This window comes from Pirellulaceae bacterium (assembly GCA_029243025.1).
Taxonomy (GTDB): Bacteria; Planctomycetota; Planctomycetia; order Pirellulales; family Pirellulaceae.
In genome coordinates, this window is the sequence record JAQWSU010000023.1 from 14,067 (window position 1) to 28,126 (window position 14,060).

Here is a 14,060-nt window from a genome sequence, read left to right on the forward strand (position 1 = left end):
TCTCACCAATCCAGATGAGTCCCAGCAAATCGTGCAGAAATCACACAATCAGAAACTCATTGATCGCGACAGAAAAAAATCAACGGACAGCCTTGCAGGCCCGAGAGACGCGTCGCCAACATCAAGAAATCAGTTCATCAACGACGGTCGCTTCTTCAGGCGTTACACGAACGGGGCGGCCGTCCGAAGTGCGCAATTCATGAGTCAGATCGACGCCGAGCAACGTGTAAGCCGTTGCGGCCAAATCACTCGGTGTTATGGGGCGATCTTGCGGACTTTCGCCAACCGCGTCGCTACTGCCCACAACTTGGCCGCCTTGAATTCCACCACCGGCAACAACGGCACTGAAGACACGAGGCCAATGATCTCTCCCCCCCGCTGTATTCAGCTTTGGCGTGCGACCAAATTCCCCCATCACCATCACAAGCGTTTCATCCAACATGCCGCGATCATGCAGATCTTCGATTAGACCACTCAGCGCCAAATCCAGCGACGGGATCAGCCCCACGCCAATCTTTGCTCCTGCATAGCCCTCTTTCAGCCGCGTATAGAGTTTGTCATGGGTATCCCAGCCAGGATTATTAACGGTGACAAATGGCACACCACGCTCCACGAGACGACGAGCCAGCAAACAACTTTGCCCAATCGTTTTGCGACCGTATCGGTCGCGCGTCGCGACAGTTTCGTCGGACAGTTTGAAAGCCTTTTTGGCATCGTTTGAAGTCAACAATTGGTAGGCCCGCTCCAGGTCCGAATCTTCCCTGTGGTCAGCTTTGCTCTCGATCTTTTCGTGAAAACCATTCAAGGCATTCACGAATTGACGACGACGATCCAGACGAGCCAGATTCATCCCTCGAGCAAAGTCAAGATCGCGAACTTGAAAGCCAGGCTTCGCTGGATCACCCCCCAGGGAAAAGGGCTGCCTGGCTGCGGACAGATATCCGGCCCCCGAGAGCTTACTGCCGCCAACGCGAAAATCTGGCACTGCAATATTCGCGGGCAACACCCCGATTTGTTCACGAACCTCTGCCAACACGGCTCCCAACATCGGATATTCAAGAACGGGTGTCGGTTTGTAACCTGTCATGAGATAGTGGGTGCCAAAATTGTGCTCCCCTAGCGGCGAAGTCATCGATCGAATAATCGCCAGTTTGTGAGCCAACGCAGCAGTTTTCGGCAGACATTCCGTGAAATGGACTCCCGGCACGCTGGTCGCAATCGACTGCAACGGTCCCCGTACTTCGATGGGAGCATCGGGTTTTGGATCGAACGTTTCAAGATGGCTCGGGCCCCCGTCGAGCCAAATCAAAATGCATGATTTGGCTCGCGGTGCATTACGAGTCTTCTGGAAATTCGTTTCCTCTGCCTTGAGACGCTGCAAGCGAAACAAGTCGCCAAGTCCCAATCCAAGTCCCAATCCAAGTGCGCTGAGACCTCCGATTCGCAAGAATTCGCGACGGGAGGCTGCCTGCCTGCATTGGCTTCCCAAAAAGATCGATCTCATTTCCCGAACTCCATCGAATACAGTTCTCAAACACACGACACGGCGATCTCAATGGTTTGTCATAAATTCCTGACAACTGAGAACACTCCAAACAAAATCCTCCAGAACTTTCAACTCTGCTTGAGCATCATCTTTATTCCGCCTTAGCTGGCTGTCCCAATACGCATGCTCATCATCGGTTGGATTTCGGCTCAGCGCCAAACGATAAAAACGGTTAACTACGCCAGCCTGATCTTCCTTCGCCTTCACAAGTTTAATCAAGCGACTTTGTGGATCACTAATTCTTCGATTCAACAAAGGGCCATTTATCAAATGCAGCGTGCGAGTGAGTCCACCCACAACTGCCCCAGTCGTCTCACAGGATTCCTGCCTTGAGCAACGTCCCAGCACGTCAAGCGACGTGGAAGCGATCCCAGCATCAACCAGTGAAATGGCTCGCGTCCCTAACGGCTCATTGCCATATTGATCAGGCATGTCGATGACGTCAGAAATCGCATCTGCTAACAATTCGGGTGACAAAGGCCGGGACAGCGCGCGAGAGTAAAAACGATCATCATTCTGATTGGTTACAACGGTTGATGAAGAGCGACCATAAGTAGCGCTGAGTGCGATCCGTCGGATGACATGTCGAAGATCATATTCGTTTTGCACAAAGTCTGCGGCAAGTTTATCAAGTAACACGGGATGGGTCGCCGGATTAGTTGACCGAAAATCATCGGTAGGCTCGACCAATCCTCGTCCCATCATGGCTTTCCACAATCGGTTCACAACAGTTTTCGCAAAATAGGGATTCTCAGGCCCCGTCAACCAAGTTGCAAAAGCGACTCGTCCATCATCGACACCCGTCAGGTAAGGGCCTCCCGGGATACGCGGCTTGGCCGCTTCGCCCGTCCGAGGGTGAATTACTTCACCACCATCCGAATCTACTCGGATGACTCGCCCTTGTTCGACCCCCGCAAACACAGCCGCCAAACCGTGGTAATCATCCTGCGTCCAGTGATCGAGTGGATGATTATGGCAGTTGGCACAGCGCAAACGACTCCCCATAAATAACTCACTTGCCAACTCAGCTTGTTCGCGCGGCCCACGGACCGTACGAAAAAAATTCGCCGGACCAATCTCATGGGTATCCCCTGTTGCCATCAGTAAATCACGGGCAACTTGGTCATAAGCAACTCGCTGGGACACTCTCTGTTTCAACCAACGATGGTAGGTAATCGCACCCTGTCGATCATTGGGTTGTGGACTCACCCTGAACAACTGGGCCAATCGGAACGTCCAGTATTCGTCAAACGCATCCGATTCCAGTAATTCATTGACAAGCTGCACTCGGGTTTGGCGTTGACGATTAGCTCCATAAATCCGTTGTTGCTCAAGCGTTGGAAGACGTCCCGTCAAATCCAGTGTCGCACGTCGCAAGAACGTAGCAGCGTTTGCTTGAGGTGCAACGGGCAGCTGCAATGTTGCCAATCGAGCCAAAACCAGTTCATCAATAAAATTAAAACGAGGCTCAGAAGCGAGTTCAACGGGCTGATTACCGATCGGCACAAGAAATTCCACCGGGACCACTTGATCCAAATAACGAGCGATCACGAGGTGTCGACCACGGCGCAGCAATTCAGCCATTGCCGTTTCTGAATCAATTCGGACCGCTGCCTGATCCTCGGCAGTGAAGACGGTCCACGCCGTAACATCCACTTCGGTTTCGTCTGAGAAAAAAGCGATCGCCTGAAGCGTTACCGAATCACCAACACAATTCGCAACTTGGCTGCGAGGCGATACATCCAAACGGATAAGCTGCTTGGCTTGAATCTTGGGCGCCCCCTGTTCGACCCACGTCAATACAAGTTGCGCGGCATCGTCTTCAAGTCGAAAACCGCCACCGTGCTCGAGTGATTCCGTCGGCTTTCGCACAAGCAGACTCGCGGTGGGTGTGGCTAGATTAACTCGCCGCCCTTGAAGCTCTTGAACGATCGATCGGTAATCGAATTCGGAATCTCCCCCGTAGAGCGACAGGCGAAAACCGCCTCGCCCTACCGCCGCCCCATGGCAGGCGCCCGTGTTGCATCCCGCTTTCGTCAAAACGGGAATGATCTGATTGTCAAAATCGACAACCGCGCCACTTAACACGGTCGACAATAACGAACAGAGGAAGAAGACGACTGCCATCAAAGGATTCGACAGACTGGCCGATCCAGTTTGCATCGGTAATTCCCCACGAAGTGCAGACTGCCAATTGAGAAGAAAGGCGGCACAAACCCTAATTCTTCTTACCATATTTCTTGGCCCATCCGCGGATAACTGTTTGAGCAGCATCGGTTCCATAGTTGGCAAGTTTGTCAGAGTTCACAATCCGACCAGCAATTTGCCCAAGCTGTTTGGCCGCTTTGTCATTTTTTTCAACATAAGATTCCACTTCGGCTGCCGCAACACGAACTTGTTCGTCGGTCGCCTGCTTGTTGATCACAGCACGCACCAATCTTGCTAATCTCGGATCATCCGTGCGCATGTTCATGCGACCTCGATTGGCACCCCGCGCTGGGCGAAGCTCAGCAAGCGTGGGTACCTTACCACCGCCTGTCACATCCGCAATCGCTTTCAAGATCTTCGGCGCATCGGCCTGAAGACTTGGCTGAACAAGGGCAAAGTTAGCCGATGTCTCACCCGCTTTGCCAACCAATACCGTGAGCGTCACCTGTCGGTTGAGCCCATAAGCGCCCGGCCCCGCCAAACCGTCCATTGAAATCCCATAGGCCGCCTGCTGGGGAAAGTGTCGCTTGACATTCTGCATCCATTCCTTCGTCGCAGTCGCATCATCAGTCAAGAAAATCACCCCTGACTGAAGCCCCTGCTCCCTTCTTTTGGCAGCGAATTTCATGACGGTGTTCGTCAAACCAAACGCTGGACGCGTTCGAGCATGAACAAAAATCAACGCAACGGGTTTCCCATCCGCCTGCTGAATCGGATCAAATTCCTCACCTGCCAACTCACCAAATACGCCGACCGCCTTGAATGGCGGCAACGGCTCACCTACCTGGGGACCGGAGAATACTTCGTCTTCCGCCCAACCCGCGGAAGAGAGGCTCGACAATAGGAGAATAACTCCCAACAGGCTACGACTAACCATAAGACTGCCCTCTTGTGACATGTTTCCTAAGAATTTCCATGGCTCGAAATCCAGCCTACTATCCTAACTCATTTCGACTCGTCGACCCTTACCACTTCGACCGAAATTCGTTCAGATCCATTACGAAAATGCCCATGAGACAGGTCCTTACGAACTTTTTCGCCGCAGGCTCACCGTTCGGATGCAACCCGATTTCGTTTTCCAACCAATCGAATTTACTCGATCACACCGTCGAAAAGCGATCGTAACACAAGCAAAGATACTCGCGAGAGATTCGTCCAAAAAAAATCGATTCGTAAATCGCAAACGCCGCAAATCGAATCAAATCGTCCCCAGGTCAGTTCCAGCGTCCCCGGTACCCATCAGGCTTACGTGGTTGCACAAACGCGTGAAGCCTTTTCTCTGTCACGTTGCTGTCGGCATCGTCAGTAATTCCAAGAAACCCTTCAATCTCTTCTTCAATCCGTTTGGCAATCACAGCATTTTCCTCGATCGTCTTGGTGGCCTGTTCCCACCATTCACCTTCGCCGCTCTTGATTTGAATCAACGGGATCTTCCGCTCCTGATCAAGCAGAGCCCATACCTCATAACTGGATTTGTAATGGCCTGTTGTTGCGACGGATCCACTATCTTGAGAATAAACAACACCTTGATTCTTCGCTTCAAGCACGATCACCTGTTTGACATCAGCAGTTGAAATGATTTTCTTGCGTGACCAAGGAACGGGTATGGGACCTCGATAAATTATGATCTGTTCCTTGGTGACGCTCAGCATCGCTCGATTCAAGTAGATCGCCATCACGAAATAGACAATGAAGATCGCAATCGTGCAATTAACGCCAAAGACAATGAAAGAGCGTTCGATTCCAACTCCATTCAAACCAATGCTGGCGGCAGCAGTGGCGCTAGTTGCCCAGATGAATGGAATAGCAGACAGAACAATCGCGATCCGAAACAACCAGAAAGAGCCTCTGCCCGAAATTCGTAATTCCCTACCGTCTTGCTTCTTAACAATGTTCATCGTCCCCTCCCCCAGGCGCAAAGATGTGCCAATTAGCCTGACAGAACCGAGCCCGAATACAGCATCGATCCCAATTCACTGCTGTGTTCGTTCGACTTCCAACTTAGCTTGTCGGAAAACCGCAAAAATCGGGCCGGCGATGGTCCAGGCCAGCAGCCGTTCGATACGAGCATAGAAGCACGCGATGACCTGGTCGCCGATCGTGTCCAGTCGCCGATCGTGTCCCACGGAATGCAGGGCAACGCCGAAGCGCTGTGCCAAACAATGATAATCTGCTGCATTACCCGGGTAGATAAGCCGGCGGGGTTGAACGACCCTGCCGTTTTTTTATTTGGCGTTTATTAAATCGAATACCTCAACACCTGCCAGTTTCAAGACCGCCCAAATCAAAGGACCCAATATCACCACACCCAAGCCAATACAAATGCCAGTCTTCCCATCCATCCAGGAAAACCCGTGTTGAGGTTGGCTCGTTAATTCTTCGTGGGAAGGTTCTTTTTTTCTCGTCCATCATGATTTCTCTACGTTTTCATCGGAAATCTCGAAGACTGATCAGCAACAGAGATCTTACTGGGATTCACAATGCGGGTGACCATTCACGCGCCAATTGCATCAAAAAATCACCAACCAAGGAGGGATTAGCAGTTAAAGATTTGCAAATAGACTCGCCATTTTTTGTAACCTACCGTCGCTTCGTGGCTAGAAAACCCGACCAAAGATTGAGTTCAGCAAACGCTCCAGTAAACGAAGCCGACTTGCCAATTGTCTTGCATTTAAAAACCAAGAATCTGGTTTTATTAGAGATTCGATGTCAATCGATGGCCGAGGAGGGGCTCGAACCCTCACACCGGTTACCCGATACGGGATTTTAAGTCCCGTGCGTCTGCCAATTCCGCCACCCGGCCAAGAAGCGTGTCGGAAAACGGCCAATTTGTTCTCCGCGACCCCGCAATTCTGACGAAAGTTGATCCGCTCGTAAACCCGGCACGGTCGCTCATTGAAATCCAGTGCCAAGATTCCAGCCAGGTTAAAGATTACCCATTAGGCCAAGCTCATCTCCGCTGGGGGAGGCCGCCAGACGACCAATCAGCCTTTGATCCACCAGATAGAGCAAAAGGGGTAGCTGCAGGCGATAGGATCAAAAAACGCTCGCAGATTCGCAGAATCGGCGAGCGTCTACTAGAAGCCGCTGGGATGGCTGAGAATTAATTGTCAGCCAAGGGCTCTTTTCTTTCCGTGATTACCGGAAGCTTAGGCGCCATTTCGGCGTTCAACTCCGTAAAGGGAGCCCACTCTTCTGGCAAATTGTCTTCGTGGAAGATCGCCTCAACGGGGCATTCGGGGACGCATGCTTCGCAATCGATGCATTCGTCTGGGTGGATGTAAAGAATCTTGTCACCTTCGTAGAAACACTCGACGGGACAAACGACGACGCAGTCGGTGTACTTGCATCCAAAGCAAGGCTGGGCAACTACATGAGTCATCGGAACCAAATCTCCTATTCGTCTGTGGACGCGGACCCGAGCCTGGCGACACGGGATTCAAACTAGTTATCGGCTCGTGACAATCGATCCTAAATAAGAAGCTTGTCCGACCGGGCAATCGTGTTGTTAAAGTTTAACGTGTGGGCGGCTTGCGCCCTTGCTATCCCTTGGAAATCTAGTGCTGGCGGAAGCTTATGTCAAGGGACAGTCAAGCCGGTCAGACTTGCTTCGTTCGCCGGGTCTACCTAGAATCGATCAAGGAAAAGGGGTCAGGAGGCTTTAGGCAAAGACAACTGATTCACCGGAAACCAAGGATGGATCCGCACATTGGGGCTGGAAGGAAATAACGGGTGGCTCTTTCTGATATCGATCGCCGACTGCTAGAACGCTGCTTGGCTCGCGAACCGAGGTCGTGGGAAGACTTCGTTGATCGTTTCATCGGTCTGATGCTCCATGTGGTGAATCACACCTCGCAGGTACGTGGTCACCGTCTAACAGACGAGGACCGAGAGGATTTGGTCGCTGAGATCTGCGTTGTGCTAATTCAGGACGATTTTTCGGTTCTACGGCGATTTCGCGGCGACAGCAGTCTGGCCACCTATCTGACGGTTATTGCCCGTAGAGTTGTGGTACGACAACTCCAAAACGGGCGTAATGCGGCAACCTTGAAGACCGTTCGTGACTCCAGCCGTGAGGACGCGCGTTCCAACGGGAGTGTGGAGCAGCGAATTAGCAATCAAGAAGAGCTTTCGCGACTGCTCTCTCGATTGGACGGTGCAGAAGCCGACGTGGTCCGCATGTACCACTTGGAAGGCAAGAGCTATCGCGAAATCAGCAGTGTGGTGGGGATGCCCGAAAACAGCATCGGGCCCACCTTAAGTCGAGCGAGGACCAAACTGCGCCAGGCCCGTGCAGACGCCTAAGAAGCGAACGGCCCCAATTTTTTTTCCCGTGAGAGCGATGCTCCTATCGTTCGCTGCTGCCAGACCGGCCAAAGATCCCAGCTGGTCGATTGAAAACGCACTTCTGATCTATTTTTGCATTTTCTTTTTTATCGGAGTCGATCGAAGGGGGGCAAGCGTCGAATCGCCGCATTTCGAGGAATGCTTTGGCTGCTGTACGGATTGGGCATGACCCCGGCCTGAGCCTGATTGGGCTGCAAGGCGTTCGGGTTTCCTAAATCGACGTACGGATAACCATCAATTTGGGGCATGGCCCAAAGTTGCCGATCGTCTCCGACGACTTGGTTGATCAAATGTCGCTCTGTCTTCAGCGTGAAGACCAAGTCTGCCGGCGGCAGGCGAATCTCGACATTTCTCGGCAGCGAGACGGAATTCGAGGCATCATATTGGAACCCCGACGCAAGTGCACTGGCCAACGGTTGATTGGCCGTGTCGAACAAATGCTGCTCAACGACCCATCCCCTCGATGCATCGACAACGGTAATCTTGGTGAGTTCCCCCGACGGAGTATGGATTCGGGATCGGATTTGCAAATGGCCCGGTCGCGCTGGAAACGGTCCTTCGTGCTCACCCGTCGGATCGATTTCTACGACGCCCAACGCCTCGATCAGCCAATTAGGTGGCACGGGCACGATCTCTTTAGTCGCACTCTGATAAAACTGTTCGTGTCTTCCCCAATAAACGGCTCGTTCATCGCTACGCTTCACCCACATCCAGTAGGCTTCGTCATTGCTCCCTAGATCAAGCTCCGGACCGGCCAGGCGAGTTTCCGCTCGAAGTCGAAATCGATTGGGACGTTCAAACGCGTAAGTTGCTTCCAAAGCTGGAATTCCGGGGCCCGGAACGGTCAATGTAGCGCCTGTGGATTGAACTTTTTGCACCTGAGTACTGTTGGCGTTGACTACTCGAATGATGTCTTCCAGCGAGGGCTGCAGCGAGAGCAGAACAGGAGCGTTATCGTTGACAAGCTGGCTTTTCTTAGGACAGCTGGCACCCGATGCGCAAAACAGAACGACAACAACAATCAAAGCGTATAGTGACTTGTGATTCAAAATCAGAGCATCCATGCTGTTAATTCATGTAACGCGAAAATAATTTGCCTGGCGAGCCGCTTCCGGACTAATCGCCCTTCGCAAACAACAACGCAGCTAATTCATGCTGAATTGCAGCGGCCTCCGCTTCTGTCGGATGACAAACGGGAACTTGATACTCTTCCTCGGCACGGGGGCAGAAAACCATCATCACTTCGTGACCTTCCGCTGTTACCTCGGAAGCCTCGAGCTTGAAGATTCGTCTCCGCAACATGAGTAAGGCAAGGATGTAAGCAACATCCCGTTTGTGATCTTGGTTTTGCAACTCTTTGAAATAGTGCAGCATGACATCATTCGGAGCCCAATGCAGTCGGTTAGCCTTCGGATCCGGAACTTCCGACTTCCACCAACCGAGTGAATTTTCCGGTGGGCCCTTCCATTGATCCTCAGCAAAATCCTGCCTAAGCACTTCGGCCCCCTCGGCAATTAACGCCGAATAAAACACTTCTCCAGCCGCCAGCTCTCGCTCCGAAGCTGCACAACATCGAGTGAATTTCTGGACTTCGAAATCCATGTTCGTCGACTGTCTATCTACCAGGAAAAAAAATACCCCAGACGTCTCGCGCGGCGGGATGGTACGAAAAAGCGGCCATCGCGACAAGGCGAAGCCAGCCAACGGACGTTCAAAATGACGGCTGGCGGCCGGTTCCGACCGCAAACCTTGATGATTTCGCAGCTTGTTGACCGAACCAAAACCCCAAGATAGACTCTCTTAAGTGATTGAGAATCAGCAAATCCCCCCCAGATAGACGATGTTCACGCCAGCACTGCTCCTACTGCTGCTATCGTTACTTGCCCTTGGCAGCTGAGGGCTAACGTTGGGTGAACGACCAATCTGCAAGTCCTCCCCGAGGCCTGCTTCGCATGGGTCCCGGGGTTTTTTCATGGAATAGTCTGCGAGCAGAATCCAGATTCCTCGCGAAGTATAAGCGGACGTAAGCGCCTTGAAATGGTAACGATGCTCCTGTATTCCGATGATCACGAAAGTCGCCAAATCCGACCGCGTTGGATTTGCGTCACAAGGGCTGGGTTGTTACTTTCCAGCCGGCATTTGGCCGGCTAGAAAATTTCGATAACTCAGCAACCCTCGATGACTTCTTATCTCTTGAAGGACAACCCCGTGTCCAACACACGCACAATCCGCATTTTTGATACTACACTTCGAGACGGTGAACAATCTCCCGGCGGGAGTATGAATCTCGACGAGAAACTGAAAATTGCTCACGCACTCGTCGATTTGGGAGTGGACATTATCGAAGCCGGTTTTCCCATTGCTTCACCGGGTGACTTCGAGGCTGTCCGGGAAATCTCGACGAACGTCAGCGGTGCCACGATCTGCGGCCTAGCTCGTTGCAATGAAAAAGACATTGACCGTGCCTGGGATGCGTTGAAGCAGGCCCACCGACCACGAATCCATGTCTTCTTGGCAACGAGTGCAATCCATCGCGAGTTCAAGCTTAAGATGACTCCCCAAGAGATTGTCAAACGAGCCGTTTCGGGCGTCGCACGGGCTGTCAGTTACTGCGACGACGTCGAATTCTCTCCGGAGGATGCCGCACGAACGGAAGTCGACTTCCTCTGTGAAGTCGTCGAAGCCGCGATTACAGCCGGTGCAACGACCGTCAACATACCCGACACGGTTGGCTATGCGACTCCTGCTCACATGGGACGTGTGATCAAGACGTTAGTTGACCGCGTTCCCAACATTGACCAAGCCGTGATCAGCGTCCATTGCCATAATGACTTGGGACTGGCGGTCGCAAACAGCCTGGCGGCAGTGGAAAACGGAGCTGGTCAAGTCGAATGTACGATTAACGGGATTGGAGAACGGGCCGGAAATTGCTCACTCGAAGAAATTGTTATGGCGCTACGAACGCGCGTCGATTATTTCCAGGCCGATACGGGAATCAAATCCGAGCGACTGGTCCCGGCAAGCCGGTTGGTATCCGGCATTACCGGTTTGCAGGTGCAACGCAACAAGGCCATCGTAGGTCGCAATGCTTTTGCTCACGAAGCAGGTATTCATCAAGATGGGATGCTGAAAGAACGCACCACGTACGAAATCATGCGTCCCGAGGATGTGGGCTTTCTGAACACCGAACTGGTGCTAGGCAAGCACTCAGGACGAGCCGCTTTGGCGGACCGAGCTCGCGCATTGGGTTTTCACCTCACGGGTGAGCAACTCAAATCGGTTTTTGAGGACTTCAAGCTGTTGGCAGACAAGAAGAAGGAAATCTACGATGGCGATATCGCTGCGATTATCAAACAGACCATTCACGCCTCGAGCTCCAGGGAAGAGTGGTCATTGGTAGCCTTTCAGTCAACATCAGGAACCGGTCGGCAACCGACGGTAAAGCTGACGCTGAAACGGGGTGACAATGAGATTACTGAGGAGCTTTCGGAAGGTGATGGCCCCGTCGACGCAGCGTTTTTGGCCACGGAGAAAATCACAGGTATGAAACTCGCCTGCAAAGATTTTCTCGTACGGAGTGCCACTTTGGGCCACGACGCCCAGGGCGAAGTCATCGTCGAAGTGGAACATAACGATGAAACTTATCGGGGTCGGGGCGTTTCGACCGATACGGTCGAAGCCACCGTCCTGGCAATCCTGAATGCAGTAAACCGAATCGCCACCTCGGTCGAATCAGGCAACGAAGGCTAACAGGTAAAAAACGCAGCCCGTCAAAGCGGTTAAGAACAATTCAATCGCAGCGAGTCGCGCCCAAAAGATGTGGGAGCGACTGTGGTCACCGGGCGCTGGCGGACGCGGGAATTGTCGCAACGCGCGCACCACGACAAAGATCCACAACAGGGCAGTCGGAATAGCGCACGCCAAGTGGATCGCCAAACTTAAATCGATCCAATCGTTCCAGCGACCATCTTGCCAGAATCGGGAGGGCATTGCTCGATCCATCCAACCATTCACTCGCATATCAATTTCAAACAAGGTAACGGCCGCCAGCAGAACTGCAGCAAGGATCAACTGGGTCGTTTTGTGTAAGCCATAGCGGCGGTGATACCGCACCTGATAAATGCTCCAAAACATCACTGGCACGACCGCAAACATCGCCAGGAAAACGACATCAAGCATGAGTGATCCGCGAAATCCGACAAAACCATCAAGGCCGTTGAATTCGGCGAGTAAACTGAAGCAAATCGGGTCAGACATCTTCGCGTTGCTGGGGGCCAGAATAAAATGCGGAAACGGCAGCGAACTCTCGCCATTCTAAGCATCGTGATTCGCGAGACTAGAGCAGCCCCGCAGCATCTGCGTCTATTTTTGCCAAGATTGTTTCCATCGGCGATGAATCGCCTGTAACTGCTCGACCTGAGCAGGCTCATCCGCGGCCAGATTTCGACTCTCCGCAGGGTCTGAATCGATTCGATACAGTTCGGGCTCCGTCTTCTTGGAGGGCTGATACAGCTTCCACGCCCCTTGTCGAACCGCCCGTTGACCGCCCAACTCCCAACAAAAGCTCGCATGGGGTGTGGCTGCCGCCGCCTCTTGAATCACTGGCAAGATGTCTTTCCCGTCCAAGGAATCATCGGGTACGGCGATGTCACACAAACTGGCCAGCGTCGGCAGCCAATCACAGGCGGTGACCATTTGTCCCCGAACTTGGCCGGCAGGTAACTGTCCTGGCCACGAGATCATGGCAGGAACCCGAATCCCCCCTTCCAACAGTTGAAATTTATGCCCGCGGTACGGACCAGAACTTCCGCCGCCATGGTGAGCTCGCTCTTCCACCGAATGTCCGTGGTCTGATTGAAAGACCAAGATCGTATCATCTCGCAAATCCAGATCATCAAGCAGCTTGACCAATCGACCGATTCGTTCATCGATCGTGGAAATAAAGGCAGCATAAAGGTTGCGTGGATAGGGAAGATCCCGATAACGTTCAAGCCATTGCTCATCCCCCTGATACGGATAGTGAGGCATGTTAACGGCAAAGTAGATGAAGAATGGCGATTCAGGATCTTGCTGGATAAATTGCGTTGCTTCCTCAACCATCAGATCGCCAAAGAATCGTCCGTTCTCGAAGACTTCGACACCATTGCGATAAAGATCGTGTTCATTGGGACCATTCCAATAATAGAAATGTGAGTAGTTGTCGATGCAGCCACCCATGTGACCAAAGGAATAATCAAAACCACGCTGATTCGGCAGCAAGTGCGGTTCAAAGCCGAGGTGCCACTTGCCAATGTGCGCTGTCCGATATCCAGCCGATTGAAACATGTCAGCCATCGTCTTTCGTTCGACTGCCAAACCGCCCTTTTGCCCTCGGCGCGTGCCCACATTACCTGACACGCCAGCGCGCTGGGGTGTCAGGCCGGTCATACAGGCCGCTCTTGAAGGCGCGCAGACGGGCGATGCCGCGTAAAACTGCGTAAAACGGACGCCTCGCTCTGCCAAGGCATCCATGTTGGGTGTAATCAGATCTTTTGCTCCGTAAACATTGATGTCTACGCTTCCTTGATCATCGGTCAAAATGAAAATCACATTCGGCTTGCGAGCTTCCGCCGTAATCGCCGCATGGCTGCAGCTCAGAAAACACATTCCAACCACGAAGCACTTAAACATGAATCGGCAAAACCTCTCGTTCATCGGAAGAGCCTTCCCACCCGAATCAGGTGTCAAAAAACATTGGTTCAGCTCACCGCACCCAGACTGCGGCAATTGGCTGGAGTGATTTAATCGACAGCTTCCCTCTTAAACAGCAACTGCCTCCCAGAGCCGGCTTGATTCTATCTTAAGTCAACCGCACCATCCGTGAAATAATCAGAAACAAAGGATCTACCAATTCGACCATTTCATCGATGACCCCGCCGAGAATTCGGCATACGCCGGCCGGCAACATCAGCGCACAAAA

Annotated in this window: 11 protein-coding genes and 1 tRNA gene; 2 read left to right on the forward strand and 10 right to left on the reverse strand. The window is 52.5% G+C overall.

Features of this window, described 5'->3' with window-relative positions:
* Positions 1 to 121 precede the first annotated feature (121 nt).
* The 6 genes from P8N76_10945 to P8N76_10970 all read right to left on the reverse strand — a co-directional run bounded on the left by P8N76_10945 (position 122) and on the right by P8N76_10970 (position 7,136).
* Entirely contained in the window at positions 122 to 1,504 is a 1,383-nt protein-coding gene (locus P8N76_10945; protein ID MDG2382180.1) for a DUF1501 domain-containing protein, read from the reverse strand.
* Positions 1,505 to 1,552: 48 nt separating this feature from the next.
* Entirely contained in the window at positions 1,553 to 3,709 is a 2,157-nt protein-coding gene (locus P8N76_10950; protein ID MDG2382181.1) for a DUF1553 domain-containing protein, read from the reverse strand.
* Positions 3,710 to 3,764: 55 nt separating this feature from the next.
* Complete coding sequence (locus P8N76_10955; protein MDG2382182.1) at positions 3,765 to 4,631, reverse strand: hypothetical protein; 867 nt, start codon at positions 4,629 to 4,631, stop codon at positions 3,765 to 3,767.
* A 337-nt stretch (positions 4,632 to 4,968) separates the two neighbouring features.
* On the reverse strand, positions 4,969 to 5,652 hold the full coding sequence (locus tag P8N76_10960; GenBank protein ID MDG2382183.1) for a hypothetical protein: 684 nt from the start codon (positions 5,650 to 5,652) through the stop codon (positions 4,969 to 4,971).
* 819 nt (positions 5,653 to 6,471) lie between these two features.
* Positions 6,472 to 6,557 (reverse strand) — tRNA-Leu (locus P8N76_10965).
* Between the two features lie 300 nt (positions 6,558 to 6,857).
* Positions 6,858 to 7,136: a ferredoxin family protein gene (locus P8N76_10970; GenBank protein MDG2382184.1), complete on the reverse strand. Its 279-nt coding sequence runs from the start codon at positions 7,134 to 7,136 to the stop codon at positions 6,858 to 6,860.
* Between the two features lie 350 nt (positions 7,137 to 7,486).
* Between P8N76_10970 and P8N76_10975 the strand changes: the two genes are divergently transcribed.
* Positions 7,487 to 8,059 carry a sigma-70 family RNA polymerase sigma factor gene (locus P8N76_10975; protein MDG2382185.1) on the forward strand — a complete coding sequence of 191 codons (573 nt, stop codon included), beginning with the start codon at positions 7,487 to 7,489 and terminating at the stop codon, positions 8,057 to 8,059.
* A 128-nt stretch (positions 8,060 to 8,187) separates the two neighbouring features.
* Here P8N76_10975 and P8N76_10980 read toward each other — a convergent pair whose 3' ends face one another.
* A complete protein-coding gene (locus tag P8N76_10980) occupies positions 8,188 to 9,165 on the reverse strand; it encodes a hypothetical protein (GenBank protein ID MDG2382186.1) in 978 nt (325 codons plus the stop codon).
* A gap of 52 nt (positions 9,166 to 9,217) precedes the next feature.
* Positions 9,218 to 9,703 carry a hypothetical protein gene (locus P8N76_10985; protein MDG2382187.1) on the reverse strand — a complete coding sequence of 162 codons (486 nt, stop codon included), beginning with the start codon at positions 9,701 to 9,703 and terminating at the stop codon, positions 9,218 to 9,220.
* Between the two features lie 576 nt (positions 9,704 to 10,279).
* On the opposite strand from P8N76_10985, the gene P8N76_10990 reads away from it, so the two are divergent.
* The gene (locus tag P8N76_10990) at positions 10,280 to 11,851 is read left to right on the forward strand and encodes a 2-isopropylmalate synthase (protein MDG2382188.1); all 1,572 of its coding nucleotides are present in this window, start codon (positions 10,280 to 10,282) and stop codon (positions 11,849 to 11,851) included.
* Here the strand turns inward: P8N76_10990 and P8N76_10995 are convergent.
* On the reverse strand, positions 11,834 to 12,358 hold the full coding sequence (locus P8N76_10995; protein ID MDG2382189.1) for a DUF420 domain-containing protein: 525 nt from the start codon (positions 12,356 to 12,358) through the stop codon (positions 11,834 to 11,836). The genes P8N76_10990 and P8N76_10995 overlap by 18 nt on opposite strands.
* A gap of 105 nt (positions 12,359 to 12,463) precedes the next feature.
* The gene (locus P8N76_11000; protein MDG2382190.1) at positions 12,464 to 13,771 is read right to left on the reverse strand and encodes a sulfatase-like hydrolase/transferase; all 1,308 of its coding nucleotides are present in this window, start codon (positions 13,769 to 13,771) and stop codon (positions 12,464 to 12,466) included.
* Positions 13,772 to 14,060: the final 289 nt, after the last annotated feature.